Below are 25,734 nucleotides of genomic sequence, written 5' to 3'. Positions count from 1 at the left end.
GCTTACGAGCCTTACCGCGATGTGGCAGGTGGAAACGCACGGACATGAAAAAAGGCGCACCGCAGTGCGCCTTTCGTTTTGCCATGCCGCGCACTTTACAGCACGTAGCGCGACAGGTCCTCGTTGCCGGCGAGGTCGCCCAGGCGCTGGTCGACGTACGCGGCGTCGATGGTCACGGTCTCGCCGGACGACTTGCTGGCATGGAACGACAGGTCCTCCAGCAGCCGCTCCATCACCGTATAGAGCCGGCGCGCGCCGATGTTCTCGACCTTCTCGTTGACCGAGAACGCGATCTCGGCAAGACGGCGGATGCCGTCCGGCGCGAACACCAGATTGACCTCTTCGGTGTTCAGCAGCGCCTGGTACTGCTTGGTCAGGCTGGCATCGGTCTGCGTCAGGATGGCCTCGAAGTCCTGCACCGACAACGACTCCAGTTCCACGCGGATCGGGAAGCGGCCCTGCAGTTCGGGGATCAGGTCGCTCGGCTTGGACAGGTGGAACGCGCCCGAGGCGATGAACAGGATGTGGTCGGTCTTGATCATGCCGTACTTGGTGTTCACCGTGGTGCCTTCGACCAGCGGCAGCAGGTCGCGCTGCACGCCCTGGCGCGACACCTCGCCGCCGCCGATATCGCTGCGGCTGGCGATCTTGTCGATCTCGTCCAGGAACACGATGCCGTTCTGCTCGACGTTGGCGATGGCCTTGTGCTTCAGTTCCTCGTCATTGACCAGCTTGGCGGCCTCTTCGTCGATCAGCAGCTTGAAGGCTTCCTTGACCTTCATCTTGCGGCGCGCCTTCTTGCCCTGGCCCAGGCCGGCAAACATGGTGCGGATCTGCTCGGTCATGTCTTCCATGCCCGGCGGGCCCATGATGTCCATGCTCGGCATGCCGGCGGAGACCTCGAGCTCGATGTCCTTGTCGTCGAGCTGGCCTTCGCGCAGCTTCTTGCGGAACACCTGGCGCGTGTTGGAATCCTTCTCTTCCGGCTGCGAGAAGCCGATATCGCGCGGCGGCGGCAGCAGCACGTCGAGCAGGCGGTCCTCGGCGGCGTCCTCGGCCTTGGTGCGCACCTTCTTCATCTCGGATTCGCGCGTCTGCTTGATCGCCATCTCGGCGAGGTCGCGCACGATGGTGTCGACGTCGCGGCCGACATAGCCCACCTCGGTGAACTTGGTGGCTTCGATCTTGATGAACGGCGCATCGGCCAGCTTGGCCAGGCGCCGCGCGATCTCGGTCTTGCCGACGCCGGTCGGGCCGATCATCAGGATGTTCTTGGGGGTGATTTCCTGGCGCAGCGGCTCGGCCACCTGCTGGCGGCGCCAGCGGTTGCGCAGCGCCACCGCCACGGCCTTCTTGGCCTTGTTCTGGCCGATGATGTGCTTGTCGAGTTCGGAAACGATTTCCGACGGGGTCATGGTGTGCGACATGGTATCCGTTCAGTTGGGGCGCGGTGCGCGGGGGGCGTACGCCGGCCCCCGCTGGTGCCAGCGGCTTATTCCAGCGTCTCGATGACGAAATTGGTGTTGGTATAGATGCAGAGCTCGCCGGCGATGGTCAGCGCCTTCTCGACCACGTCCTTCGGCGCCATCTCGGTGTTCTCGATCAGCGCCTTGGCCGCCGACTGCGCATACGCGCCGCCCGAGCCGATCGCGGCGATGCCGCCTTCGGGATCCAGCACGTCGCCGTTGCCGGTGATGACCAGCGTGGTATCGCGGTCGGCGGTGATCAGCATGGCCTCGAGCCGGCGCAGCGCGCGGTCCGAGCGCCAGTCCTTGGCGAGGTCGACCGCGGCGCGCGTCAGGTTGCCCTGGTATTTCTCCAGCTTGGCCTCGAAGCGGTCCAGCAGCGAGAAGGCGTCGGCGGTGCTGCCGGCAAACCCGACCAGCACCTTGCCGTTGTAGATGCGGCGCACCTTGCGCGCGGTGCCCTTCATCACGATATTGCCGAGCGTGACCTGACCATCACCGCCCAGCGCGACCTGATTGCCGCGGCGGACGCTGACGATGGTAGTGCCGTGATACTGTTCCATGGTGGCTTCCGTGAATATGTCAGGACCGTAGTTGGCGACGCCCCGGCACGGTTTCAAGGCCTGTCGCGCACCTCGCCGGCGGCGGCAGTCTGACCAATATAGGATGCCCGCCACCGCTGGTTGCGCCGCCCCGCAAACAAAAAGGGCCATGCGCAAGGCATGGCCCTTCGGCACAACGCACCGGCCGGCAGGCCAGCGCGCCGCATGAATCACTCCATCGGCTTAGTCCGATCGATCAGTCCGCATAGACGCCGGCCTTCTTGATCACCGGGGTCCACTTGTTGATTTCGGCGCTCAGGTAGGTGCGCAGCGATTCAGGCGTGGCGCGCTGTGCCGTCACCGCTTCGGCGCCGAGCTCGGCCATCTTGGCGCGGAACGCCGGGTCGGCCACGGCCTTCTGCAGGGCGGCCGACAGCTTGTCGATCACCGGCTTGGGCGTGCCCTTGGGCGCGTACATGGCGTGCCAGACCTTCACTTCCACGTTCGGCATGCCCTGCTCGGCTGCCGTCGGGACGTCCTTGAACGCTTCCACGCGGCGCGCCTGCATGGCTGCGTACGGCTTGACCGAGTGGGCCTTCAGGTGGCCCGCCAGGTTGGTGGTCTGGTCGCACAGCAGGTTGACCTGGCCGCCCAGGATATCCGTCAGCGCCGGCGCCGCGCCCTTGTACGGCACGGTGGTCAGCTCGGTCTGGATCGCGCTCTGGAACAGCAGGCCGCACAGGTGCGAGGCCGAGCCGATGCCGGCGTTGGCCAGCGACAGCTTGGCGGCGTTGGCCTTGATGTACGGCAGCAGTTCCTTGAACGTGTTCGGAGGCAGCTGCTTGTTGCCAACCAGGATCATCGGCACGTCGGCGATCTCGCCGACCATCTCGAAGTCCTTCAGCGGATCGAAGCCCAGGTTGCGGTACAGCGCCGGGGCCGTGGCCATGCCGATATGGTGGATCAGCACGGTGTGGCCGTCGTTCTTGGCCTGGGCCACCTTCTTGGCGCCGATGGTGCCACCGGCGCCGCCCAGGTTTTCGATCACGATGGTCGAGCCCAGGTGCTTGGACATGATCGCGGTCAGCTCGCGCGACACCTTGTCGGTCGGGCCGCCGGCCGAGAACGGCACCACGGCCGAAATGGGCTTGCCGCCCGGGAATTCCTGCGCGTACGCGCCCGCCGCAACGCCCATCACGCCGACTGCCAGCGCGGCCGCGATCGTCTTTGCCACTCGTTTCATGCTCTTCTCCTGATTCCTTCGATACCCGTCATGCAATGCCTTGCCGCCGGCCGGGCCCCTGCTCGCGCGGGGCGCTCTGGCGCGGTCTCACTAGCCGCGTTTGGACCAAGGCCGGCTGGCGCCGCTGCCCCTGCCGTAAACCGCAAGGGCGGGGGATGATGTTAGCAACACCAGACAATGCACAGGTATAGGGGCTAACCCGCCTGCAATCCACGGCATATGGCGCAAGATAGGGCAGCAATCGCCCACAAACTCCGCGTTTCGCGACAGCCGCCGCCGGCTAGCGGAAGAAACCAAGCATTTCCTCCAGCAGCGGCTCAGGGGCTTCCTCGGGAATGTAATGGCCGCAGGGCAGCGCGCGCCCGCTCACGTCGGCGGCCACCTCCTGCCACAGCGCCAGCGGCTCGAAACAGCGCGCCACCACGCCGTGCTCGCCCCACAGCACGCACAGCGGCAGCGCCAGGCGGCGCCCGGCCTCGCGGTCGGCGCGGTCGTGCTCGAGGTCGATGGTAGCCGCCGCGCGGTAGTCCTCGCACATGGCGTGCACGCGCGCCGGGTCGCGCATTGCCGCGGTGTAGGCGGCCATCGCATCGGGCGCGAACGCGGCCAGGCCGGCGTGGCGCAGGCCCATCAGCTTCTGGATATAGAAATCGGGCTCGGCATTGATCAGGGTCTCGGGGAACGGCGCCGGCTGGATCAGGAAGAACCAGTGCCAGTAGGCCGCGGCAAATGCCATGCTGGTGCGTTCGTACATGGCCAGCGTGGGCGCGATGTCGAGCAGCATGGCACGGCTGACCGCGTCGGGATGGTCCAGGCACAGCCGGTGCGAGACGCGCGCGCCGCGGTCATGGCCGCACAGCGCAAAGCGATGGAATCCGAGGGCCGCCATCAGCGCCACCTGGTCCTGCGCCATGGTGCGCTTGCTGTAGCGCTCGTGGCCGGCATTGCCGGGCGGCGCCGCACTGCTGCCATAGCCGCGCAGGTCGGTGGCGATCACGGTAAAGTGGTCGGCCAGCGCGGGCGCCACCCGGTGCCAGATCAGGTGGCTTTGCGGGTGGCCGTGCAACAGCAGCAGCGGCGGCCCCGAGCCGCCCCGCACCCCGGCGATCTCGACCTCGCCGACCTGTTGCCGGAACGGTTCGAAATTCGGGAACAGCAGCGCGCTCGCGTCATTCAGCATGAGGGTCTCCGCTCAGGTGGTCCTGTGCCGATCATAGGCGCAATCCGCCGTCGCGGCTGACGCAACTGAATTGCAACAACCGTGGGGCTATGGTTAAATCCGGCCATGACCCGTCCCAGTCCGGACCGGCCGGCCCTGGCGCCGGAACCGGCAATCCCGACCCCGGCGGCCCTGGAGGCCGCCCATGAGCGCCTGCGCCGGCTCGGCGCGCGCGTGACCCAGCCGCGGCTGTGCATCCTGGCGTGCCTGATCGGCAGCGACGAGGCGCTGACCCACCAGGCCGTGATCGACCGGCTGCCCGAGGCCGGCGAAACCATCGACCGCGTCACCGTCTACCGCGTGCTGGACTGGCTGGTGGACCAGGGCGTGGCGCAGAAGCGCGCCGGCAACGACCGCGTGTTCCGCTTCAGCCTGGTCGAGCACGAAGCCGCGCGCGCCCAGGAGCATCGCCAGCACAGCCATTTCCACTGCACCCGCTGCGACCGCACCTTCTGCCTGGACGATGCCGCCGCCCCGGCGCAGCCGGCCGCGCCGCGCGTGCCCAGCGGCTTTGCCATCGAACATGTCGAGCTGACCGTGAACGGCGTCTGCGCCGAGTGCGGCAAGCGTTCGCGCACCGCCCACTGACCGGCACTCATTTCCCGGAGAAACAACAATGTCCAAACTGATTCCGGTCACGATCCTGACCGGCTTCCTCGGCAGCGGCAAGACCACCCTGCTCAAGCGCATCCTGAACGAGCAGCACGGCATGAAGATCGCCGTGATCGAGAACGAATTCGGCGAAGAGAACATCGACAACGAGATCCTGGTGCAGGACGGCCGCGAGCAGATCGTGCAAATGAGCAACGGTTGCATCTGCTGCACCATCCGCGGTGACCTGGTACAGGCGCTGTCGACGCTGCTGACGCGCCGCGACGCCGGCGAGATCGCCTTCGACCGCGTGGTGATCGAGACCACCGGCGTGGCCAACCCCGGCCCGGTGGCGCAGACCTTTTTCATGGACGAGGAAATCGCCTCGCGCTACCTGCTCGACGCAGTGATCACTCTGGTCGACGCCAAGCACGCCCACCTGCAGCTGGACCAGCAGGAAGAGGCGCAGCGCCAGGTCGGCTTTGCCGACGCCATCTTCATCACCAAGTCCGACCTGGTCAGCGAAGGCGACGTGGCCGAGCTGCGCCACCGCCTGCTGCATATGAACCCGCGCGCGCCGATCCGCCTGGTCAATTTCGGCGAGGCCCCGATCGACACCATCTTCGACCTGCGCGGCTTCAACCTGAACGCCAAGCTCGAGATCGACCCCGAATTCCTGCGCGCCGAGGACCACGACCACGACCATGACCACGAACACGGCGAGCATTGCGGCGCCGACTGCGGCCATGATCACGGCCACGACCATGGGCACGCCCACGGCCATGCGCACGACCACCATCACCACCATCATCACACCGACCGCATCGCCTCGTTCGTGTTCCGCAGCGACAAGCCGTTCCACTACGGCAAGCTGGAAGAATTCCTGTCCGGAATCCTCGCGGTCTACGGGGAAAAACTGTTGCGCTACAAGGGCGTACTATATATGGAGGGGGTGGACCGCAAAGTGGTGTTCCAGGGCGTTCACCAGCTGATGGGCAGCGACATCGGTGCCAAGTGGGAAGACGAAACCCCGGGCACGCGCATGGTGTTCATCGGCGTGGACCTGCCCCGCGACGCCATCCTCAAGGGCCTGGAGAACTGCCTGGCCTGAGTGCGCCTGCCGTCCCATGGGCGGCATCCCTTCCGACACCGCCGCGCGGCTGCCCCCCGTTCGGGGTACCGGGGAAATACCGAAGCGCCAGCCGGTTTTCCCCATATCTCCGAAAAATTTGTTCAAGTACAATAGGCCGGATTTGATACCGGTGGCGCACCTTTTTCCCGCCGCCGGTGTCCGGTCCACCGCTTGCCGGTGGACTTGCAGGGCGGCGGTTGTCGTCAGCATGAGGCAGGCCGCCAGCAGGTGCGGTCGCAGTGCTTCGTGCGGAGACCGCCTGTTCCGCTTGGGGTGCCCCGACGCGCGCCGTCACTGACTGACGCGAGAGAGAGGTGTCCCCATGACAGCCGCAACGAAGACCAAAGAAAGCCGCAGCAAGACTGGTAGTGCAGCGGCAGAGACGCTCAAGGCGCAGCCTGTGAAGGCCGCGCCCGCTCCCCGCGGCAGTACGGCGAACGCCGAAGCGGGCGCAAGGAAGGGAGGCCCGCGAAGCAGCAAGACTGCAGCCAGCCAGAGTGAAACAACCGTGGCGCGCAAGCGCGCGGACAGCGCACCCGCGCGGACTGAGACGCCGCCGGCCGCATCAACAAGAGAATCAGCAGCAACCATGAGCAGCAACAAACTTCTGACTGAAGCTGAAATCCTGAAGATGAGCGACAAGGATTACATGAACGAAGCGCAGCTCGCCTTCTTCAAGCACCGCCTTGAACAGCTGCGCGACGAAATCCTGAAGAACGCTGACCAGACCACGGAGCACCTGCGCGAAACCGTGATCGTGCCGGATCCGGCCGACCGCGCCACCATCGAGGAAGAACACGCGCTGGAACTGCGCACGCGCGACCGCGAGCGCAAGCTGCTGAAGAAGGTCGAACAGTCGCTGCAGCGCATCGAGTCCGGCGACTACGGCTGGTGCGAGGAAACCGGCGAGCCGATCGGCGTGCCGCGCCTGCTGGCGCGCCCCACCGCGACGCTGTCGCTGGAAGCGCAGCAACGCCGCGAACTGCGCCAGAAGCTGTTCGGCGACTGAAGCACGGCGCGCCGGCCAGCCGGCGCAGCCTGCGCAACATGACGGCCCGGGTATCCGGGCCGTTTGTTTTTGGGCCGCGCACCAGCCCTTGTCGCGCCAGGGCCACGGCCTGACATTGAGAATCATCCGGCTGTTGCCGCCGCGGCCTTTCTGGTAAATTCGCAACCTTGTTGCAACAACGCGCCCGCGACCTTTGCGCGCTGCGTTGCCTCCTCCACATTCCCTGCTGCTGCCATGGCTGATCGCCTGCCCGTCACCGTGCTGTCCGGTTTTGCCGGCGCCGGCAAGACCTCACTGCTGAACCACCTGCTCGCGCATGGCGCCGGCGGGCGTGTCGGCGTGCTGGTCTGCGGCGCGCAGGACGGGCAAGCACTGGCGCCCGTGCCGCCCGGTTGCGAGGCCACGCTGCTGCCGTCGGGCGAGCCGCTGCTCGCCGAAGCCGCAAGGCTGGCCGCCACGGGCCGTTTCGACGCGCTGCTGGTCGAGGCCGACGGCCTGGACGAGCCGCTGGCGATCGCCGAAGGCTTCCTGTTCGAGGCCGAGCATGGCGCGGGGCCCGACGCGGCCGTGCAGCCCGACACGCTGGTGACCGTGGTCGATGCCGCCACCGTGCTGCGCGACCTCAACGAAGCCGAATTCCTCGCCGACCGTGGCCTGGCGCAGGGCCAGGACGACGACCGCACCGTGGCCGAAGTGCTGGTGGCGCAGATCGAAGGCTGCGACGTGATCGTGCTGAACAAGGCCGACCTCGTCGGCGCCGCGGACCTGGCGCGGCTGCGCGCGGCGCTGCAGGCGCTGAACCCGCGCGCCGACATCGTCGAAGCCAGCTTCGGCAAGGTGCCGCCCGGGCGCGCGCAGGGTACCGGCCGCTTTGATTTCGAAGCCACCGCCGATGGCGCCGGCTGGCTCGCCGCGCTGCGTGGCGAAGTATCCGCGGCGGACGCGGCCAGCGGGGTTTCCACGCTGGTCTACCGCCGCCGCCGCCCGTTCCACCCGCAACGTTTCGCCGACCTGATCCATACCGAATGGCTGCGCGAGCACGGCAGCGTGCTGCGCTCCAAAGGACTGTTCTGGCTGGCCAGCCGCATGGAGACCGCGGGCGACTGGAACCAGTCCGGCGGCGTCTGCCGCCATGGCGGGGCCGGCGCCTGGTGGGCCGCGCTGGATCCGGCCGAATGGCCGGCCGACGCCGACGAGCGCGCGGAAGTCGAAGCCGACATGCACGACGGCGGCGCCCCGGCGCCGTTCGGCGACCGCCGCCAGGAACTGGTGCTGATCGGCCTGGACCTGGACCACGCCGCGCTGCAGGCGCGTCTCGATGCCTGCCTGCTGAGCGATGCCGAGATCGCCGCAGGGGTGGAGGCCTGGGCCGCCTATCCGGATCCGTTCCCGGCCTGGGTCGATGATTTCGACGACGACCACGATCACGGCCACGATCACAGCCATGGCGATGACTGCGGTTGCGGCGATCCCGCCGACGATCACGGCCACCCGGGCGGCCACCCCCATGCGCACTGACTGGTTCGCCCGCCTGCGCGCGCACGGCCCGGGCCTCTGGTCCGCGCTGTGGCTGGCGCTGTGCCTGCTGCTGGCGCAGCATGCCGGACTGACCCACCGCATCGTCCACGGCGGCCTGCTGGCACCGGCTGGCGCCCCGGCGGTTGCCGACACCACCGCCGCGTCCGACACTGACCCGCACACGCTGGCGCAGGCCTTCAGCGGGCACTCGTGCGTGCTGTTCGATGGCGCCACCGTCGCCGACACGCATTGCGGCAAGCTGCCGCCATTGCAGCTTGCCTTCGGCAAGCCGGTCAAGCCGGCCAGCCTGGCCTGGCGCTGGCCCGACCTGCCCTCGTCCCATCCGTTCCAATCGCGCGCCCCGCCGGCGCCGGCCATCGCCCTCGCCTGATCCGGGACGCGGCCAGCGCCGCGCACCCGCCGTCTTACGCATTCCGAGCTGAACACGCGCCCTTCCGGCCGCGCCGCCACGCCCCTCGCGGGCGCGCCGTGCCTGGCCGGACGCCGCCGTGCCAGCCGGGCCGATCGCCACTGCATTGCTCCGCGCGCCATGTCGAAGAACCGTTACACCGCCCGCCGTTACACCCAGCCTGCCGCCCCGCGCCTGACCCCGCTGGCGGCGCTTGCCGCCTCCCTGACCGCCACGCTGGCCGCCGCTTTCGCAGCCCCCGCCGCGCTCGCGCAAACCGCCGCGGCGCCGGCCGCCGATGCCGCTCCCGCCGCCGCTCCAGCCACCCCGGCCGGGGCCACGCTGCGCGAAGTCGTGGTCACCGCCAACCCGCTGGGCAGCGACCTGAACGACATGGTAGCGCCGGTCTCCACACTGGGCGGCGACGCGCTGGCGGTGCGCCAGGCCAGCACGCTGGGCGAGACCCTCGACAAGCTGCCCGGGGTATCGTCGACCTACTTCGGCCCCAACGCCAGCCGGCCGGTCATCCGTGGCCTCGACGGCGACCGCATCAAGGTGCTGCAGAACGGCGGCACCACGGTCGACGCGTCCACGCTGTCTTACGACCACGCCGTGCCGGTGGATCCGCTGGTGGCCGAGCGCATCGAAGTCGTGCGCGGCCCGGCGGCGCTGATGTACGGCGGCAATGCCATCGGCGGCGTGGTCAACGTGATCGACAACCGCATCCCCAAGGAGCCCATCGAAGGCGTAGGTGGCGCGGTCGATGCCAGCGCCACCGCCGGCGGCGACCAGGCCCGCAACGCCAGCGCGTTGATCGAGGCCGGCAACGGCAAGTTTGCCGTCCACGCCGACGCCTTCGCGCGCAAGACCAGCGACCTGCGCATCCCCGGTTACGCGCGCAGCGAACGGCTGCGCAACACCGAGCCGCTGCCCGAAGGCGAGGCTGAGCCCTACGGCCGCCTCCCCAACACCAGCGCCGACCAGCAGGGCGGCTCGCTGGGCGGCTCCTACACCTGGGCCGATGGCTTCCTCGGCGCCAACTACAGCGCCTACCGCAACGACTACGGCACGCCCGCCGAGGACGCGGTGCGGCTGAAGATGAAGCAGGACCGCTTCGCGCTGGAAGGCGAGGCACGCAACCTGGCCGGCAACACCGGCGGCTGGCTCGAGTCGGTCAAGGGCAAGGTCAGCTTCACCGACTACGAGCACCGCGAAATCGAGGACGGCGAAACCGGCACGATCTTCAAGAACCGCGGCTGGGATGCGCGCTTCGAGGCCCGGCACGCCAAGATCGGCAACCTGACCGGCGTGGTCGGCACGCAGTTTGGCCACACCAACTTCTCGGCGCTGGGCGAGGAGGCCTTCGTGCCCAGCACCAACACCGACAATGCGGCGCTGTTCGTATTCGAGGAACTGCCCCTGACCGCCGGCGGCGACCTGAAGCTGAACTTCGGCGGCCGGCTCGACCACAGCAGCGTCAAGGCCAGCGCCAACGGCAACGACCGCTTCGCCGACGCCAGCCGCAGCTTCAACGCCACCAGCGCCTCGGCCGGCCTGCTGTACAAGATGAACACGGCGTGGTCGCTGACCAGCAACCTGTCCTACACAGAACGCGCGCCGACCTTCTACGAGCTGTACGCCAACGGCCCCCACGTCGCCACCGGCGCCTGGGAAGTCGGCGATCCCAATGCCAACAAGGAGCGCGCGACCTCGATCGACCTGGGCGTGCGCTTCAAGTCAGGCGCGCACAGCGCCGGCGTGTCGGGCTACTACAGCCGCTTTGCCAACTACCTCGCGCTCAGCGCCACCGGCCGCGCGCGCGACGAGGCCGGCGACGTGGTCGCGGTCGGCAGCCCGGATGCGCTGCCCGAATTCCAGTACCTGGGCGTGCCCGCCACGCTGTACGGCTTCGAGGCCGAAGGCAAGACGCGCCTGCTGCAGAAGATGCTGACCAGCAGCGACACGCTGGACTTCGAGGCACGCGCCGACTACGTGCGCGGGGAAAACCGCGACACCGGCGAGCCGCTGCCGCGGCTGGCGCCGCTGCGCCTGGGCGGCGCGCTGGTGTATGGCGCCGGGCCCTGGGGCGCGCGCGTCGATGTCACCTACGCGGCCAAGCAGACGCGCGTGCCGTCCAACGACACGCCGACCGATGCCTACACGCTGCTGAGCCTGGCGCTGACCTACAAGTTCAAGGTGGCGGGCACGCAGACGCTGGTGTACCTGCGCGGCGACAACCTGACCAACCAGGACGCGCGCAACTCGGCGTCGATCCTGCGGGATATCGCGCCGCTGGCGGGAAGAAGTGTGAAGGTGGGGTTCAGGACGTCCTTCTGACCGGCCTGCCGCCGGGCGACGCATCCCGATTGCGTGCTCCCTCTCCCGCTTGCGGGAGCGGGGAGCAAACCACCATGGGCGACGGCTTCCTCGCCATTAGGCGCGGCGTCGGGGGCAATCAATCCCGATTCACCACCCACTCCCCCTCGACCTGCGCCGCCCCCACCCGCGCCAGCGCTCCCACCGTCTGCGCGCAGATCTCCGCCATCTGCTGCTCCGGCATAAAGCGCTCGCGCATGTGCGCCATCAGCGGCGCCGCCTCCATCCACGCGGCCAATGCGGCCAGCGTCATCCGCTGCGCCTCGAGCAGCTTGAATTTCACCAGCACCTTGACCGCATGCGCGGCATTGCGCGCAGGGTCGGCGCTCAGGTACGCCAGGCGCCCCTGCGCGCGTTCGACCGCCGCGGCGACGTCGGTGAACACGCTGCCGTGGCCGGGAATCACCACGCGCACGTCGAGCTGCTCGATGCGCGCCAGCACGGCCGCCTGTTCGGCGAAGCCGCTCTCGCCCTCCAGTTCCGGAAAGATCACGCCGAAACCGTTCTGCCACAGCGCATCGCCAGAAATCAGGATGCGCTCGGCGGGCGCGAACAGCATCACCGCGTGCGGGTCATGGCCGGGGGCCGCCACCACCTGCCAGTCGATGCCGCCCAGGCGCAGCGTGTCGCCGTCGTTGAGCACGCTGTCGAAGGTAAAGCGGTCGCACTGCTGGCCGGTGGCCTTGTAGCTGAGCGCATCGGTATCCCACGCCGCCACGGCCCCGGCCTCGGCCGCGGGGATCGCGGTGCGCGGCTGCCAGCGTGCCTGCAGCGCGGCATTGCCGCCGCAGTGGTCCGAGTGCAGATGGGTATTGATCACGCGCGCCAGCGGCCGGCCCTGCAGCGCCGAGGCCACCAGCGCCACCGTCTGCGGCGCGTGGGTGACGTAGCCGGTGTCGACCAGCGCGGTATCGTCGCCGTCCGCAAACAGGATGTTGTTGGCCGACAGCCAGCCACGCTCGAACACGCGCATGGTGGCCGGCAAGCGCGGCACGGTGCTTTCGCTCACGACGATGTCTCCTCGCCCGCCAGCCATGCGGCGCGCCGCGGCAGCTGCGCCCAGGTGCGGCGCTTGTCCTCGTCGCCGGCCGACGACCAGCCGGCAATCTCTTCGATGGTGCGCAGGCAGCCCTCGCAATAGCCGCTCGACGGGTCCATGCGGCAGACGTTGCGGCACGGCGACGGCACCGGGGTGGCTTGCATCGCGGCGTCGGCCTGCCTGGCCAATTCCGCGGCGAGCGCACCGGGCGAGCGGGGCATCGTAGCCATGGCGTTGCGCGCGCTCGCCACTCAGGCCGCCGCGCGCGCGGCCTTGGCCGCGACCTTCTGGTTGAAGCGGCCGGCGTCGATCAGGTGGCGCTCGTGCACGCCCTCGGAGATCTTGTCCTCGCCGTCCCACGCGCTCAGCTGGAAACGCAGGCGGCGCCCGTCCACCTCGACCAGCTCGCCCCTGACCGTTACCGTCATGCCCGGCGGCGTCGGCGCCAGGTGCGAGAAACTGACCAGCGTGCCGAGCGACTGCTCGCGCGGCCAGTCCAGGTGCTCGCGCAGCATCTGCAGACAGGCGCACTCCATGATGCCGACCAGGTAGCCGGTGGCCAGCACGTCGGGCATCTCGGCGCAGCCCGGGATATCGTCATACAGGCGCGGCACCGTGGCCTTGGGCGGCACCGTGTATTGCCAGGTGAAGGCCAGGCCGGGGCGCAGGTCCGGGCTCATGCCGCGGCTCCGGGCATGGCCGCGAGCGCGACATCGGCCACTTCGGCCCCGGTCATCTGTTGCAGCTGGTGCGGGGTCAGGTTGAACACCGCGTGCGGATGGCCGGCCGCGGCCCACAGGCTGTCATAGCGGAACAGGTCCTGGTCCAGCAGCATCACCGGCGCCACCGCATGGCCGATCGGACAGACGCCGCCGATGGCATAGCCGGTCTTCTCGCGCACGAAGCGCGCGTCGGCCTTGCCCAACGCGCCCACGCGCGCGGCCACCTTGGCCTCGTCGACGCGGTTGCTGCCGCTGGCGATCACCAGCACCGGCGCATCGTCGGCAACGCGGCGGAAGATGATGGACTTGGCGATTTCGGCCACGCTGCAGCCCAGCCCGGCGGCAGCCTCGGCCGAGGTCTTGCCGGTCGCGGGCAGCATCACCACGGGCCGGTCGTGGCCGAGTCCGGCCAGCAGCCCGGCCACGCGCTGCGCGGACTCAGGCAGCGCTTCATCAGGCATGGTCATGCGTTCTCCTGTTTGCCGCCGCGCTTTACACGCAGGCCGGCGCCGCGTCGCTGGCGGCGGCCCATTTGGTCAGCAGGGCGCGGCCCACGCGCGAACTGTTGGCGCGGCCGATCGCCTGCGAGATGTAGTCGCCGGCGCGCACCACCGCTTCCAGGTCGATGCCGGTGTGGATGCCCATGCCATGCAGCATGTAGAGCACGTCTTCGGTGGCGACGTTGCCGGTGGCGCCCTTGGCATAGGGGCAGCCGCCCAGGCCCGCCACCGAGGCGTGGAAGATCGCGACGCCCACTTCCAGGCTGGCCAGGATGTTGGACAGGGCCTGGCCGTAGGTGTCGTGGAAATGGCCGGAGATCCGGTCCAGCGCAAACTCCGCCGCCGCGGCGCGCATCACTTCCTGCACGCGCACCGGCGTGCCCACGCCGATGGTGTCGGCGATGTCGATCTCGTCGCAGCCCAGTTCGCGCATGCGCCGCACCACGTCGACCACCGAACTGACCGGCACCTCGCCCTGGTAGGGGCAGCCGAGCGCGCACGAGATGCTGCCGCGCAGGCGCACGCCCTGCTCCTTGGCCGCCGCCGCCACCGGCGCGAAGCGCGCGATCGACTCGGCGATGGAGCAATTGATGTTCTTCTGCGAGAACGCCTCGCTGGCGGCGCCGAAGATCACCACCTCGTCGGCCCCGGCCGCGATCGCGCCCTCGAAGCCCTTCATGTTGGGCGTCAGCGCCGAATACAGCGTGCCGGCGCGACGCTGGATGCGCGCCATCACATCGGCGCCGTCGGCCATCTGCGGCACCCATTTGGGCGACACGAACGAGGCGGCCTCGATATTGACGAAGCCGGCGTCGGTCAGCTGGTTGATCAGCGTGACCTTCACGTCCGTCGGCACCATTGCCTTCTCGTTCTGCAGGCCGTCGCGCGGGCCCACTTCAACGATCTTCACGTAGTTGGGCATGGTCATGGCTGTCTCCTGTCGTTTATCCGGTGGGGTATGGGGCGGGTATGGCGGGTCAGTAGCCGCGCTGCAGGTCGACCACGCCCGCGATCGGCTGGCCGGCGCGCAGCGCGCGGATCTTGCCGGCAATCTGCGCGATGCTGTCCTCGCGCAGCGTCAGCGCCGAGATATGCGGCGTAATGGTGATGCGCGGCTCCTGCCAGAACGGGTGGTCGGATGGCAGCGGCTCGGTGCGGAACACGTCCAGCGTGGCACCCGCGACCTGGCCGGCCTGCACCGCCGCGAGCAGGTCGGCTTCGACCAGGTGCTGGCCGCGCGCGACGTTGATCACGTAGGCGCCCTGCGCCAGCTTGCCGAACAGTTCGCCGTTCAGGATGTTTTCGGTCTGCGGCGTCAGCGGCAGCACATTGACCAGCACGCGCAGGCCGTCCAGGAACGGCGCGTGGCCGGCATCGCCGTGGAAGCCCACCACGCCCTCGATAGCGCGCGCGGTGCGGCTCCAGCCGCGCACCGGGAAGCCGAAGCCGGCCAGCGTGCGGGCGATATGCGTGCCGAGCGTGCCGACCCCCATCACGCCGATGGTGAAGTCCGCGCGGCTGTGCGGCTTGAGGAATTTCCACTTGCCGGCCTGCGCCTGGGCGGCGTAGTCGTCCAGCCGGCGGAAATAGCGCAGCACGGCCGAGGTGACGTATTCGGCCATCTGCGCCGCCATGCCGGCGTCGTCCAGCCGCACGATCGGCACGCCGGCCGGCAGCGCCTGCGGATCTTCGTCGCGCAGGCGCAGGATGCCATCGACCCCGGCACCCAGGTTGAACACCGCCTTCAGGTCGGTGCGGCCGCGCAGCATCTCGACCGGCGGGCGCCAGACCACGGCGTAATCGGCGGATTCGCCGCGGCTGTCGTCCCAGGTCACGCAGGTGGCTTCGGGCAGCGCCTCGGCGAAACCTTCGATCCAGGGATCGTAACGGCCATCGGGAACGTACAACTGCAACTTCATGATGTCTCCAGCGACTCTGGTGGTGCAAAGGGCTATTTTGGCAGAGGAATGCGCTGCGGGGGCGCATGGCGGAGCACGGCGTTCGCGCGAGCGAGACCGCACCGGCGGATGCCTTGCCTGCGCACCGCCCAAAGTCATGAGCGGTGCCGCGCCGTGACGCGGCGCGCGCCGCCGGATGCCGTTGGCTGCCTGCCTAGTTCCGTTCGAACGCCAGCAACTGGGCCCCTTCCGCCACCTGTTCGCCCACGTCGTAGAGGATTTCGCTGACCACCCCGTCGGCCGGCGCGCTGATGGTGTGCTCCATCTTCATCGCCTCCATCACCAGCAGCGGCGCGCCGCGCGTAACCGTGCTGCCGGCCTCGACCAGCACGGCGATGACCTTGCCCGGCATCGGCGCGGTCAGCTTGCCGCCCTCGCTCTCGGCTTCCCCCGCGTGGGCGAGCGGGTCGAGCCACGCCAGGCTCACATGCCGCCCGGCGTAGAAGACGTGGAAGGTATCGCCATCGGCATGCACCTGCCCGTGCGTGCGCCGCGTGCCGAGGTTGACGCGAAGATCGTCGGCCTGGCAGGTATAGGCAAAGGGCGCGGCCTGGTCGGCGTAGATCAGGGTGCTGCCACGCGCATTGCTGTCCAGCTTCACGTCGAGCACCTGCTCGCCATAGCCGAAACGCAGCGTGCGCGACACGCCGCCATTGAGCCGCCACGCGCCGGCGTGGGTCCACGGCGAGTGCGGATCGGCGGCATCGATGCGCAATTCGCGCGCCTCGCGATGCAGCAGCGCCGCCACCGCCAGCGCGATCAGCTCCATGCCGACCGGCGCGGGCGGCGGGAACAGGACCGCCTCGTTGCGCGCGATCAGTCCGGTGTCGAGATCGGCGGTGCGGAACGCCTCCGACTTCACCAGCCGCTGCAGGAACGCCACGTTGGTCGACAGCCCGACCACGTGGTACGCCGCCAGCGCCTGGCGCATGCGCGCCAGCGCTTCGTCGCGGTCCTTGCCCCAGACGATCAGCTTGGCGATCATCGGATCGTAGAACGGGCTGATGGTGTCGCCCTCGCGCACGCCGGCATCGATACGCACGCCGGCCGGGCCGTGGGCATCCTCGCCGCGCATGAACTGCACCGCCGGCGGCGTGCGCAGGAAGCGCAGCGTGCCGGTGGACGGCAGGAACTGCTTGTCGGGATTCTCGGCGTAGATGCGTGCTTCCAGCGCATGGCCGTCGATGCGCAGTTGCTCCTGCGCCAGCGGCAGCGGCTCGCCCGCGGCGACGCGCAGCTGCCATTCGACCAGATCCTGGCCGGTGATCATCTCGGTCACCGGGTGTTCGACCTGCAGGCGGGTGTTCATCTCCATGAAGTAGAACGATCCATCCTGGTTGGCGATGAACTCCACCGTGCCGGCGCCGACATAGCCAACCGCCTTGGCCGCGGCCACCGCCGCCTCGCCCATGGCGCGGCGGCGCTCCTCGGTCATGCCCGGCGCCGGCGCTTCCTCCAGCACCTTCTGGTGGCGGCGCTGCACCGAGCAGTCGCGCTCGAACAGGTAGACGCAGTTGCCGTGGGTATCGGCAAACACCTGGATCTCGATATGGCGCGGACGGGTCAGGTACTTCTCCACCAGCACCTTGTCGTCGCCGAAGCTGGCGCTGGCCTCGCGCTTGACCGACGCCAGCGCGGCCTCGAAACCGTCGCCCGACTCGACCACGCGCATGCCCTTGCCGCCGCCGCCCGCGCTGGCCTTGAGCAGCACCGGGTAGCCGATGCGGTCGGCCTCGCGCCGCAGCAGCGCCGGGTCCTGGTCCTCGCCGTGGTAGCCCGGCACCAGCGGCACCGCCGCCTTCTCCATCAGCTGCTTGGCCGCGCTCTTGCTGCCCATCGCGTGGATGGCGGACGCTGGCGGGCCGATGAAGACCAGCCCCGCCGCGGCGCAGGCCTCGGCGAACGCTTCGTTCTCGGACAGGAAGCCGTAGCCCGGGTGGATGGCCTGGGCGCCGGTCTCCTTCGCCATCTCGATGATATGGTCGGCGCGCAGGTAGCTGTCGCGCGCGGCGGCGCCGCCGATATGCACGGCCTCGTCGCAGAAGGCGACGTGGCGCGCCTCGGCGTCGGCATCGGAATACACCGCGACGGTGCGGATGCCCAGCCGGCGGCAGGTGGCGGCCACGCGGCAGGCGATCTCGCCGCGGTTGGCGATCAGGATCTTGTTGAACATGCGCCCTCCTTGTTATCCCCTAACCGGGATATTACGGCGGCGCGCCGTCCAGCGGGCACTTTCCTGTCACATCATCCCGCGTAGCCCTCGGCGCGGATGTCGAGGCGGGCCAGCAGCGCGCGGTCGCGGTCGGCCTGCGGGTTGCCGGTGGTCAGCAGCTTTTCGCCGTAGAAGATCGAATTGGCGCCGGCCATGAAGCACAGCGCCTGCAGCGCTTCGTCCATGGCCTCGCGGCCGGCGGACAGGCGCACCATCGCCTGCGGCATGGTGATGCGCGCCACCGCGATGGTGCGGACGAACTCGAACGGATCCAGCGCCTCGGTGCCGGCCAGCGGCGTGCCCTCGACCTGCACCAGGTTGTTGATCGGCACCGATTCCGGATACGGGTCCATATTGGCCAGCTGCGCGATCAGGCCGGCACGCGCCTCGCGCGACTCGCCCATGCCGACGATGCCGCCGCAGCAGACGTTGATGCCGGCGTCGCGCACGTGGCCGATGGTGTCGAGCCGGTCCTGGTAGGTGCGCGTGGTGATGATCTTGCCGTAGAACTCGGGCGAGGTGTCGAGGTTGTGGTTGTAGTAGTCCAGCCCCGCCTCCTTGAGCTGCTGCGCCTGCTCGGCCTTGAGCATGCCCAGCGTGACGCAGGTCTCCAGCCCCATCGCCTTGACTTCGCGCACCATGTCCATCACCGGCTCCAGGTGGCGGTCCTTGGGGCTGCGCCAGGCGGCGCCCATGCAGAAGCGGGTGGCGCCATTGGCCTTGGCCGCGCGCGCGGCGTCCAGCACTTCTTCCAGCGCCATCAGCTTCTCGGCCTTGACGCCGGCGTCGTGGTGCGCGCTCTGCGGGCAGTAGCCGCAGTCCTCTTCGCAGCCGCCAGTCTTGATCGACAGCAGCGTCGACAGCTGCACGGTGTTGGCGTCGAAGTGTTCGCGGTGCACCTGCTGGGCGCGGAACAGCAGGTCGTTGAACGGCAGCGCGAACAGCGCGGCGACGTCATCGACGCGCCACTTGGCGTCGTCGGGCAAGGCATGCTGGCGCGCGGTCTGGCGCAGCGATTCGGCGGAGATGGTGGTAACGGTGTGGGCTTGGGTCATGATCAATGGAATTTTTGTTCAGGCAGCCAGGCCGGCGGCCTCGGCCTGGTATCGAGTGGCGGCGGCCAACAGCGGCGCGAGGTCGAGCCGGTCCGCGGCGGAGGCGGGCGCCAGTTGCCAGGGCAGCTCGCCCAGGCAGGGCGCATCGAGCGACGCGTGCAGCGTGGCGATGTTCTCGTCGGCCAGCAGCATGTCCGGGTCGACCCGGTTGGCGATCCAGCCGGCCAGCGGCAGGCCGCGCGCGCGGATGGCTTCGGCGGTCAGCACGGCATGGTTCAGGCAGCCAAGCCGGATGCCGACCACCATCACCACCGGCACGCTCAGCATCACGGCGAGGTCGGCGGTGTTCCAGCGCACCGCGCCAGCGTCGAGCGGCACGTTGAAGCCGCCCACGCCCTCCACCACCACGGCGTCGGCCTGCCGGCGCAGCGCGTCGAAGGCGGCGCGGATCGGTGCGCGCGTGATGCGCACGCCTTCCTGCGCGGCGGCCAGGTGCGGCGAGCATGGCGTGCGCAGCAGGAACGGGCAGGTCTGGCCCAGCGGCACCGCGACCGAACTGGCGGCGCGCAGCTGCGCCACGTCGTCGTTATGCCAGTGGCCGTCGCGCCATTCGCTGCCGCTGGCCACCGGCTTCATGCCGGCGGTGCGGTAGCCGGCGGCATGGAGCGCATGCAGCAGCGTGGCGCTGGCGTGGGTCTTGCCGATGCCGGTATCGGTGCCGGTAACAAAGCAGGCGAACGGTGCAATGGGCGGGACGGGCGCGTGCGGGCTCATGCGGCCTCCCGCTGCGCCACCGCGGCAGCCAGCGCATCGAGCAGGCGCTGCACGTCGGCTTCAGTGTGCGCCGCCGACAGCGTGATGCGCAGCCGCGCGGTGCCCTCCGGCACCGTCGGCGGACGGATCGCGCCGACGCGAATGCCGTCGGCCTCCAGCGTGGCCGACAGCGCCAGCGCGGCCCCGTTGTCGCCGACGATCAGCGGCTGCACCGCGGTCTCGCTGTCGCCCAGGGTCCAGCCCGCAATGGCGGCCAGCTGGGCCAGGCCCTCGCGCAGCAGCGCGATGCAGCGCGCCAGTTGGGCCCGGCGCTGCCGGCCCTCGTCGCCTTCGATGATGGCCAGGCTGGCCAGCAGCGCATGCGCGACGGCGGGCGGCGCGGCGGTGGTGTAGATATACGGCCGCGCGGTGTTGACCAGGTGCTCGATGATGGTTTCGTGCGCGGCGACAAAGGCGCCCGCCACGCCGGCCGCCTTGCCGAGCGTGCCGATGTAGATGAAGCGTTCGGACGACAGGCCGAGCGCCTCCAGCACGCCATGTCCCTGCTCGCCGAGCACGCCGAAGCCGTGCGCATCGTCGACGACGATCCACGCGTCATAACGCTCGGCCAGCGCCAGCAGCTGGCGCAGCGGCGCGACGTTGCCGTCCATGCTGAATACGCTGTCGGTGACGATCAGCTTGCGGGCGCTGGTGCTGGCCGCGAGCAGCGCCTCGAGCGCAGCGGTGTCGCAATGCGGATAGCGCTGCACGTCGGCACGCGCGAGCCGTGCGCCGTCGATCAGCGACGCGTGGTTGAGCGACTCGCAGAACAGCGTGGCCCCGGCCGCGCCGAGCGCGGTCAGCACCGCCATGTTGGCCATGTAGCCGGTGCAGAAGTACAGCGTGCGCGCCTGCGCGATGTACGGCGCGAACCAGCGTGCCAGTTCGGCTTCCAGCTGCGCGTGCGCGAGCGAATGGCCGCTGACCAGGTGCGAGGCGCCGCTGCCGGCGCCATAGCGCCGCGCGCCTTCCACCAGCGCGGCGATGACCTGCGGGTGGCTGGCCAGGCCGAGGTAGTCGTTGCTGCAGAAGGTCAGCAGCGACTCCGGCCCGGTCCCGTCCTCGCCCACGGCCTGGTGCGGCGCGCAGGCGGTGTGGGCGATGCGGCGGCGGCGCGTCAGTGCCAGCGCGTGGCGCTGTTCGGCGGCCTGCTTCAGTTGTTCAAGCAGCATGGCGTACCTCCTTGCCCGCGGTCACGTCGTCGAGCGTGGCCAGCATCTGTTCGCCCAGCCAGCGTGCCTGCGCGGCGTCGAAGACGTAGGGCGGCATCACGTAGAGCGTATTGCCGATCGGGCGCACCAGCAGCTCGCGCGCACGCGCGGCATGGTGGAAGCGCGCGGCAAAGTCGGCGCCGGCAACGTCGTCGCAAACATCGGCGGCCCAGATCAGGCCACGCTGGCGCACATGGCGCACGCGCGCGTCGGCGGCCAGCGCGGCCATGCCGTCGGCCAGCCACTGCGCGCGCTCCCGGTTGCGCGCCAGCACATCGTCCTGCGCGAACAGGTCCAGCGTGGCCAGCGCCGCGCGGCAGGCAAGCGGGTTGCCGGTGTACGAGTGCGAATGCAGGAAGCTGCGCGCCAGCTCGTCGGCGACGAAGGCGCGCTGGATCTCCGGGCGCGACAGCACCAGCGACAGCGGCAGGTAGCCGCCGCTGATGCCCTTGGACAGGCACAGGAAATCGGGCCAGGCATGCGCGGGCAGCGGCGCCTCGGTGCCGCGCGACTGCTCCCACGCGAAGAAGGTGCCGGTGCGCCCGCAGCCCACCGCGATCTCGTCGGCGATCAGGTGGACGCGGTAGCGGTCGCACAGCGCGCGCACGCCATCCAGGTAGGACGGGTCATGCATCGCCATGCCGGCGGCGCCCTGCACCAGCGGCTCGACGATCAGCGCGGCAATGGCGCCGGCGCGCTCGCGCAGCAGCGCCTCCAGCTCCGCCAGCGCGCGCGCCGCCACGTCGGCGGCGGACTCGCCGCGCCGGGCCTGCCGCGCATCGGGCGACATCACCACATGCGCGCGGCGGATCAGCGCGTCGTAGGCGTCGCGGAAAATCTCCACGTCGGTCACGGCGAGCGCGCCCACGGTTTCGCCGTGGTAGCCGTGGCGCAGGCAGACGAACTCGCGCTTGGCGGGCAGGCCGGTGTTGCGCCAGTAGTGGAAGCTCATCTTCAGCGCGATCTCGACCGCCGAGGCGCCGTCCGAGGCGTAGAAGACATGGCCCAGCGCGCCGCCGGTCAGCGCCGACAGGCGCTCGGCCAGCTCCACCGCGGGCGCGTGCGTGCAGCCCGCGAGCATCACGTGCTCGAGCGTCTCCAGCTGGCTCGCCAGCGCGGCGTTGATGCGCGGGTTGGCATGGCCGAACAGGTTGACCCACCAGGAACTGGTGGCGTCGAAGTAGCGCTGGCCGTCGGCATCGTGCAGCCACGGGCCTTCGCCGCGCACGATCGCCAGCGGCACCGCGTCGTCGTCAGGACGAAGGCGCGTGCACGGGTGCCAGACAGCGGCGCGGCTGCGCTGGCCGAGGCCGGCCGCGCCGCTGCCTGGGGAAAGGGACAGGTGGTCCAAGATTGCCCTCCTTGGTTGGCCGGCCGCGCCGGCGCGGCCGGCAGGGCCGGTCGGCGCGAGGGTCGCGGGCGGATTGGGAGGGTCATGGTAGGGACGACTTCCGCGGCTTGGCAATGCCGCAGGATTTTCCCCGTTAGCGCAGCGTTGGCAGGATTTGGCGAATGTTGCCGGCAAGAAGCGCTGCGCTTGGGGCTAGCGTGCCGCCATCTTCACGCAATCGCGCGTCGCCTTTATTTGAACTCAAGCCGGCCGCCACGACGGCGTGCGCTTCTCCAGGAACGACTTCACCCCTTCGCGCCCCTCTTCCGACGCCCGGATCCTCGCGATGCGGTCGGCCGTATCCGCCAGCAGGTCGTTGTCGATCACGCGCCCGGCGATGTCCTGCACCAGCCGCTTGCTCTCGCGCACGGCGTTGGGGCTGTTGGCCACCAGCGCGGCCGTCAGTTCGGCGACCTTGGCATCGAGCGCCTCGGCCGGCACCACCGCATGCAGCAGGCCCAGGCGCAGCGCCTCGGCCGCGTCGAAGCGCTCGGCCGTGATGAAATAGCGGCGCGCGGCCTGCTCGCCCATGGCGCGGATCACGTACGGGCTGATGGTGGCGGGCAGCAGGCCCAGGCGCGCCTCGGACAGGCAGAAATGCGCGTGCTCGGCCGCCACCGCGATATCGCACGCGGCCACCAGGCCCATGCCGCCGGCATAGGTGTCGCCCTGGATGCGCGCGATCACCGGGCGCGGACAGGACCAGATGGTGTGCAGCATCTGCGCCAGCGTCAGCGCGTCGGCGCGGTTCTGGTCGTCGGAGTAGCCCGCCATCTTCTTCATCCAGTTCAGGTCGGCGCCGGCGCAGAAGGCCGGGCCGTTGCCGGCCAGCACGATGGCGCGCACCTCGTCCATGTCGCCCAGCGCGCGGAAGGCGCCGGTCAGTTCGGCGATCACGGTCTCGTTGAAGGCGTTGCGCACGTCGGGCCGGTTCAGCGTGACGGTGGCGACGTGGTTGGCGATATTGACGGTCAGGGCAGTGAATTCCATGGTTCGCTCCGTTGGCGGATATGGCGCATATAGCGGATAGGGATGATGCGGCTCAGGTGCCCGGATCGAAGGGCAGCCCCAGCGAGCGGAAGAAGTCGCCCACCTCCGGCAGCCACACCGGGATGCCTTCGCGCGCGCTGAACAGGCGGTGCGAGTCGGCGCCGAACTCGCCCACGTCGACCAGCCGGGCCTGCGCGGCCGGCCCGCTGGCGCGCGCCTTGAAGGCGTTGAACATGCGGCCGGGCAAGGGCACCGGCCAGTAGCTGTCGTTCTCGCCATAGACCCACAGCGAGGGGTAGCGCGCCACGCTGCCATAGGCGGCGAAGGCATCGACCAGGCGCTCTTCCCAGTCGGGGCAGTTCAGGTTGCGCAGCCCGCCGGCAAAGTTGACCACGCCGCGCACGCCGGGATAGGCGATGGTGCTGAAGGCCATGGTGGTCAGCCCGCCGTGCGACTGGCCGATCACGACGATACGTTCCATGTCGACATAGGGCTGCGTCGCCATGTAGTCGAGCGTGGCGACGACGTCGTCGGCCTGCATCATGCCGTTGGTCTCGATGTCGCAGCTGCCGCCGATATAGGCACCGCCCGAGCGCGCAAAGCCCTGCCGCATCGGCAGCACCACCACGTAGCCGCGGCGCAGGAACTCCACGCTCTGCGCCGGGAAGCGCGCGCGCCCCTGCATGCCGGGCCGGCCCGGCGCCTTGCCGTGGTTGATCACCACCAGCGGGAACGGCCCCGCGCCGGCCGGCTTGAACACCGTCGCTTCCAGGTCGATGCGCGACGGGATCGCGGCCTTGGGCAGCATCACCACCTGCTCCTGGAAGCGCACGCGCGCCGCCGACTGGCCGTTGCCGTCCGCCATCTGCGCATGGCCGCACAGCGGCGCCAGCACGGCAAGCGCCGTGGCCAGGACAAGGCGGTGAAACAGGCGGGCGGTGCAGCGCATCAGCAGTCAGGCAATATCAGGTCGGCGCAGATTGACATGCTTACATGCGGAACACGCCGAACTTCATCTCGTCGATCGGCGCGTTGAGGCTGGCCGACAGCCCCAGCCCCAGCACCGTGCGCGTCTGCGCCGGATCGATCACGCCGTCGTCCCACAGCCGCGCGCTGGCGTAGTACGGGTGGCCCTGGTGCTCGTACTGGTCGCGGATCGGCTGCTTGAAGGCGTCTTCCTCCTGCGCGCTCCACTGGCCGCCCTTCGCTTCGATGCCGTCCCGGCGCACCGTCGCCAGCACGCTCGCGGCCTGCTCGCCGCCCATCACCGAGATGCGCGCGTTCGGCCACATCCACAAAAAGCGCGGCGAATACGCGCGCCCGCACATGCCGTAGTTGCCCGCGCCGAACGAGCCGCCGATGATCACCGTGAACTTGGGCACCTGCGCGGTCGCCACCGCCGTCACCATCTTGGCGCCGTTGCGGGCGATGCCCTCGTTCTCGTACTTGCGCCCCACCATGAAGCCGGTGATGTTCTGCAGGAACACCAGCGGGATCTTGCGCTGGCAGCACAGCTCGATAAAGTGCGCGCCCTTGAGCGCCGACTCCGAGAACAGGATGCCGTTGTTGGCGACGATCCCCACCGGATAGCCCCAGATGCGGGCGAAGCCGCACACCAGCGTGGTGCCGTAGCGGGCCTTGAACTCGTCGAACTCGGAGCCGTCGACCAGGCGCGCGATCACCTCGCGCACGTCGTACGGCTTGCGCGTATCGGTCGGGATCACGCCATACAGCTCTTCCACCGGATACAGCGGCTCGACCGGCTCGTGCAGACGGATCTGGTCCGGCTTGCGCCGGTTCAGGTGCTGCACGATGTTGCGCGCCAGGCTCAGCGCATGATGGTCGTTCTGCGCGAAATAGTCGGCCACGCCGGACAGCCGCGTATGCACGTCGGCGCCGCCCAGGTCCTCGGCGCTGACTTCCTCGCCGGTGGCGGCCTTCACCAGCGGCGGGCCGCCCAGGAAGATGGTGCCCTGGTTCTTGACGATGATCGACTCGTCGCTCATCGCCGGCACGTAGGCGCCGCCCGCGGTGCACGAGCCCATCACCACCGCGATCTGCGGGATGCCGCGCTTGGACAGGTTGGCCTGGTTGTAGAAGATGCGGCCGAAGTGGTCGCGGTCGGGGAAGACCTCGTCCTGGTTGGGCAGGTTGGCGCCGCCCGAGTCGACCAGGTAGATGCACGGCAGGTGGTTTTCCTCGGCGATCTCCTGCGCCCGCACATGCTTCTTGACCGTCATCGGGTAATACGTGCCGCCCTTGACGGTGGCGTCGTTGCAGACGATCACGCATTCCTGCCCGGCCACGCGGCCGATGCCGGTGATGATGCCGGCGCCGGG

At 69.4% G+C, this 25,734-nt stretch carries 24 protein-coding genes; 6 read left to right on the top strand and 18 right to left on the bottom strand.

The features are described from left to right. Nucleotides 1-95: 95 nt before the first annotated feature. From hslU to AC3FMM_RS29030, 4 genes are all read right to left on the bottom strand, one after another. The gene (hslU, locus tag AC3FMM_RS29045) at nucleotides 96-1,427 is read right to left on the bottom strand and encodes an ATP-dependent protease ATPase subunit HslU (RefSeq protein WP_115707809.1); all 1,332 of its coding nucleotides are present in this window, start codon (nucleotides 1,425-1,427) and stop codon (nucleotides 96-98) included. Between the two features lie 65 nt (nucleotides 1,428-1,492). Next, nucleotides 1,493-2,029: an ATP-dependent protease subunit HslV gene (gene hslV / locus AC3FMM_RS29040; RefSeq protein ID WP_115707807.1), complete on the bottom strand. Its 537-nt coding sequence runs from the start codon at nucleotides 2,027-2,029 to the stop codon at nucleotides 1,493-1,495. Between the two features lie 235 nt (nucleotides 2,030-2,264). Next, nucleotides 2,265-3,251: a tripartite tricarboxylate transporter substrate-binding protein gene (locus AC3FMM_RS29035; protein WP_115707806.1), complete on the bottom strand. Its 987-nt coding sequence runs from the start codon at nucleotides 3,249-3,251 to the stop codon at nucleotides 2,265-2,267. 280 nt (nucleotides 3,252-3,531) lie between these two features. Next, nucleotides 3,532-4,431, bottom strand: a complete 900-nt coding sequence (locus tag AC3FMM_RS29030; RefSeq protein ID WP_488687855.1) for an alpha/beta fold hydrolase — start codon at nucleotides 4,429-4,431, stop codon at nucleotides 3,532-3,534. A gap of 105 nt (nucleotides 4,432-4,536) precedes the next feature. On the opposite strand from AC3FMM_RS29030, the gene AC3FMM_RS29025 reads away from it, so the two are divergent. From AC3FMM_RS29025 to AC3FMM_RS29000, 6 genes are all read left to right on the top strand, one after another. Next, nucleotides 4,537-5,058: a Fur family transcriptional regulator gene (locus AC3FMM_RS29025; protein ID WP_115707802.1), complete on the top strand. Its 522-nt coding sequence runs from the start codon at nucleotides 4,537-4,539 to the stop codon at nucleotides 5,056-5,058. Nucleotides 5,059-5,086: 28 nt separating this feature from the next. Continuing rightward, nucleotides 5,087-6,172 carry a CobW family GTP-binding protein gene (locus AC3FMM_RS29020; protein ID WP_414249433.1) on the top strand — a complete coding sequence of 362 codons (1,086 nt, stop codon included), beginning with the start codon at nucleotides 5,087-5,089 and terminating at the stop codon, nucleotides 6,170-6,172. A gap of 610 nt (nucleotides 6,173-6,782) precedes the next feature. Further along, on the top strand, nucleotides 6,783-7,202 hold the full coding sequence (gene dksA / locus AC3FMM_RS29015; RefSeq protein WP_010813282.1) for an RNA polymerase-binding protein DksA: 420 nt from the start codon (nucleotides 6,783-6,785) through the stop codon (nucleotides 7,200-7,202). Nucleotides 7,203-7,436: 234 nt separating this feature from the next. Continuing rightward, nucleotides 7,437-8,720, top strand: a complete 1,284-nt coding sequence (locus tag AC3FMM_RS29010) for a GTP-binding protein (protein WP_116312046.1) — start codon at nucleotides 7,437-7,439, stop codon at nucleotides 8,718-8,720. Next, entirely contained in the window at nucleotides 8,710-9,111 is a 402-nt protein-coding gene (locus AC3FMM_RS29005) for a hypothetical protein (protein ID WP_326348689.1), read from the top strand. Before AC3FMM_RS29010 ends, AC3FMM_RS29005 begins: the two co-directional genes overlap by 11 nt. A 159-nt stretch (nucleotides 9,112-9,270) precedes the next feature. Beyond that, complete coding sequence (locus AC3FMM_RS29000) at nucleotides 9,271-11,466, top strand: TonB-dependent receptor (RefSeq protein WP_488687851.1); 2,196 nt, start codon at nucleotides 9,271-9,273, stop codon at nucleotides 11,464-11,466. A gap of 118 nt (nucleotides 11,467-11,584) precedes the next feature. Here the strand turns inward: AC3FMM_RS29000 and AC3FMM_RS28995 are convergent, their stop codons facing one another. The 14 genes from AC3FMM_RS28995 to AC3FMM_RS28930 form a co-directional block, all read right to left on the bottom strand. Continuing rightward, the gene (locus AC3FMM_RS28995) at nucleotides 11,585-12,541 is read right to left on the bottom strand and encodes an MBL fold metallo-hydrolase (RefSeq protein ID WP_414249431.1); all 957 of its coding nucleotides are present in this window, start codon (nucleotides 12,539-12,541) and stop codon (nucleotides 11,585-11,587) included. After that, nucleotides 12,511-12,774 carry a DUF1289 domain-containing protein gene (locus AC3FMM_RS28990; protein ID WP_414249430.1) on the bottom strand — a complete coding sequence of 88 codons (264 nt, stop codon included), beginning with the start codon at nucleotides 12,772-12,774 and terminating at the stop codon, nucleotides 12,511-12,513. Before AC3FMM_RS28990 ends, AC3FMM_RS28995 begins: the two co-directional genes overlap by 31 nt. A gap of 21 nt (nucleotides 12,775-12,795) precedes the next feature. Continuing rightward, nucleotides 12,796-13,224, bottom strand: coding sequence for a thioesterase family protein (locus AC3FMM_RS28985; RefSeq protein ID WP_115705466.1), 429 nt, complete (start codon nucleotides 13,222-13,224; stop codon nucleotides 12,796-12,798). Further along, nucleotides 13,221-13,733 (bottom strand): YbaK/EbsC family protein, encoded by a 513-nt coding sequence (locus AC3FMM_RS28980; RefSeq protein ID WP_326348692.1) that lies wholly within the window; start codon nucleotides 13,731-13,733, stop codon nucleotides 13,221-13,223. The genes AC3FMM_RS28985 and AC3FMM_RS28980 overlap by 4 nt, the downstream gene beginning before the upstream one ends. 25 nt (nucleotides 13,734-13,758) lie before the next feature. Then, entirely contained in the window at nucleotides 13,759-14,694 is a 936-nt protein-coding gene (locus tag AC3FMM_RS28975) for a hydroxymethylglutaryl-CoA lyase (RefSeq protein ID WP_488687848.1), read from the bottom strand. A gap of 49 nt (nucleotides 14,695-14,743) precedes the next feature. Further along, the gene (locus AC3FMM_RS28970) at nucleotides 14,744-15,685 is read right to left on the bottom strand and encodes a 2-hydroxyacid dehydrogenase (RefSeq protein WP_488687846.1); all 942 of its coding nucleotides are present in this window, start codon (nucleotides 15,683-15,685) and stop codon (nucleotides 14,744-14,746) included. A 193-nt stretch (nucleotides 15,686-15,878) separates the two neighbouring features. Next, a complete protein-coding gene (locus tag AC3FMM_RS28965) occupies nucleotides 15,879-17,897 on the bottom strand; it encodes an acetyl/propionyl/methylcrotonyl-CoA carboxylase subunit alpha (protein ID WP_488687844.1) in 2,019 nt (672 codons plus the stop codon). Nucleotides 17,898-17,968: 71 nt separating this feature from the next. Next, nucleotides 17,969-18,991 carry a biotin synthase BioB gene (bioB, locus tag AC3FMM_RS28960; RefSeq protein ID WP_092318330.1) on the bottom strand — a complete coding sequence of 341 codons (1,023 nt, stop codon included), beginning with the start codon at nucleotides 18,989-18,991 and terminating at the stop codon, nucleotides 17,969-17,971. Between the two features lie 18 nt (nucleotides 18,992-19,009). Further along, nucleotides 19,010-19,765: a dethiobiotin synthase gene (gene bioD / locus AC3FMM_RS28955; RefSeq protein ID WP_115707785.1), complete on the bottom strand. Its 756-nt coding sequence runs from the start codon at nucleotides 19,763-19,765 to the stop codon at nucleotides 19,010-19,012. Further along, nucleotides 19,762-20,976, bottom strand: coding sequence for an 8-amino-7-oxononanoate synthase (bioF, locus tag AC3FMM_RS28950; protein ID WP_115707784.1), 1,215 nt, complete (start codon nucleotides 20,974-20,976; stop codon nucleotides 19,762-19,764). Before bioF ends, bioD begins: the two co-directional genes overlap by 4 nt. After that, complete coding sequence (bioA, locus tag AC3FMM_RS28945; protein ID WP_116378001.1) at nucleotides 20,966-22,366, bottom strand: adenosylmethionine--8-amino-7-oxononanoate transaminase; 1,401 nt, start codon at nucleotides 22,364-22,366, stop codon at nucleotides 20,966-20,968. Before bioA ends, bioF begins: the two co-directional genes overlap by 11 nt. 240 nt (nucleotides 22,367-22,606) lie before the next feature. Continuing rightward, the gene (locus tag AC3FMM_RS28940; RefSeq protein WP_116312036.1) at nucleotides 22,607-23,395 is read right to left on the bottom strand and encodes an enoyl-CoA hydratase/isomerase family protein; all 789 of its coding nucleotides are present in this window, start codon (nucleotides 23,393-23,395) and stop codon (nucleotides 22,607-22,609) included. A 52-nt stretch (nucleotides 23,396-23,447) separates the two neighbouring features. After that, the gene (locus AC3FMM_RS28935; RefSeq protein ID WP_488687841.1) at nucleotides 23,448-24,344 is read right to left on the bottom strand and encodes a dienelactone hydrolase family protein; all 897 of its coding nucleotides are present in this window, start codon (nucleotides 24,342-24,344) and stop codon (nucleotides 23,448-23,450) included. Nucleotides 24,345-24,384: 40 nt separating this feature from the next. Next, nucleotides 24,385-25,734, bottom strand: a 1,350-nt coding sequence (locus AC3FMM_RS28930) for a carboxyl transferase domain-containing protein (RefSeq protein WP_488687839.1), incomplete at its 5' end; no start/stop codon positions are given.

The organism is Cupriavidus sp. 207A1, from assembly GCF_057798955.1.
This window is presented reverse-complemented; position numbering and strand designations above follow the sequence as displayed.

What these genes read in the sequence shown, in the direction of transcription:
- hslU (WP_115707809.1), bottom strand. Translation starts at nt 1,427, where the DNA reads ATGTCGCACACCATGACCCCGTCGGAAATCGTTTCCGAACTCGACAAG.
- hslV (WP_115707807.1), bottom strand. Translation starts at nt 2,029, where the DNA reads ATGGAACAGTATCACGGCACTACCATCGTCAGCGTCCGCCGCGGCAAT.
- AC3FMM_RS29035 (WP_115707806.1), bottom strand. Translation starts at nt 3,251, where the DNA reads ATGAAACGAGTGGCAAAGACGATCGCGGCCGCGCTGGCAGTCGGCGTG.
- AC3FMM_RS29030 (WP_488687855.1), bottom strand. Translation starts at nt 4,431, where the DNA reads ATGCTGAATGACGCGAGCGCGCTGCTGTTCCCGAATTTCGAACCGTTC.
- AC3FMM_RS29025 (WP_115707802.1), top strand. Translation starts at nt 4,537, where the DNA reads ATGACCCGTCCCAGTCCGGACCGGCCGGCCCTGGCGCCGGAACCGGCA.
- AC3FMM_RS29020 (WP_414249433.1), top strand. Translation starts at nt 5,087, where the DNA reads ATGTCCAAACTGATTCCGGTCACGATCCTGACCGGCTTCCTCGGCAGC.
- dksA (WP_010813282.1), top strand. Translation starts at nt 6,783, where the DNA reads ATGAGCAGCAACAAACTTCTGACTGAAGCTGAAATCCTGAAGATGAGC.
- AC3FMM_RS29010 (WP_116312046.1), top strand. Translation starts at nt 7,437, where the DNA reads ATGGCTGATCGCCTGCCCGTCACCGTGCTGTCCGGTTTTGCCGGCGCC.
- AC3FMM_RS29005 (WP_326348689.1), top strand. Translation starts at nt 8,710, where the DNA reads ATGCGCACTGACTGGTTCGCCCGCCTGCGCGCGCACGGCCCGGGCCTC.
- AC3FMM_RS29000 (WP_488687851.1), top strand. Translation starts at nt 9,271, where the DNA reads ATGTCGAAGAACCGTTACACCGCCCGCCGTTACACCCAGCCTGCCGCC.
- AC3FMM_RS28995 (WP_414249431.1), bottom strand. Translation starts at nt 12,541, where the DNA reads ATGGCTGGCGGGCGAGGAGACATCGTCGTGAGCGAAAGCACCGTGCCG.
- AC3FMM_RS28990 (WP_414249430.1), bottom strand. Translation starts at nt 12,774, where the DNA reads ATGGCTACGATGCCCCGCTCGCCCGGTGCGCTCGCCGCGGAATTGGCC.
- AC3FMM_RS28985 (WP_115705466.1), bottom strand. Translation starts at nt 13,224, where the DNA reads ATGAGCCCGGACCTGCGCCCCGGCCTGGCCTTCACCTGGCAATACACG.
- AC3FMM_RS28980 (WP_326348692.1), bottom strand. Translation starts at nt 13,733, where the DNA reads ATGACCATGCCTGATGAAGCGCTGCCTGAGTCCGCGCAGCGCGTGGCC.
- AC3FMM_RS28975 (WP_488687848.1), bottom strand. Translation starts at nt 14,694, where the DNA reads ATGACCATGCCCAACTACGTGAAGATCGTTGAAGTGGGCCCGCGCGAC.
- AC3FMM_RS28970 (WP_488687846.1), bottom strand. Translation starts at nt 15,685, where the DNA reads ATGAAGTTGCAGTTGTACGTTCCCGATGGCCGTTACGATCCCTGGATC.
- AC3FMM_RS28965 (WP_488687844.1), bottom strand. Translation starts at nt 17,897, where the DNA reads ATGTTCAACAAGATCCTGATCGCCAACCGCGGCGAGATCGCCTGCCGC.
- bioB (WP_092318330.1), bottom strand. Translation starts at nt 18,991, where the DNA reads ATGACCCAAGCCCACACCGTTACCACCATCTCCGCCGAATCGCTGCGC.
- bioD (WP_115707785.1), bottom strand. Translation starts at nt 19,765, where the DNA reads ATGAGCCCGCACGCGCCCGTCCCGCCCATTGCACCGTTCGCCTGCTTT.
- bioF (WP_115707784.1), bottom strand. Translation starts at nt 20,976, where the DNA reads ATGCTGCTTGAACAACTGAAGCAGGCCGCCGAACAGCGCCACGCGCTG.
- AC3FMM_RS28940 (WP_116312036.1), bottom strand. Translation starts at nt 23,395, where the DNA reads ATGGAATTCACTGCCCTGACCGTCAATATCGCCAACCACGTCGCCACC.
- AC3FMM_RS28935 (WP_488687841.1), bottom strand. Translation starts at nt 24,344, where the DNA reads ATGCGCTGCACCGCCCGCCTGTTTCACCGCCTTGTCCTGGCCACGGCG.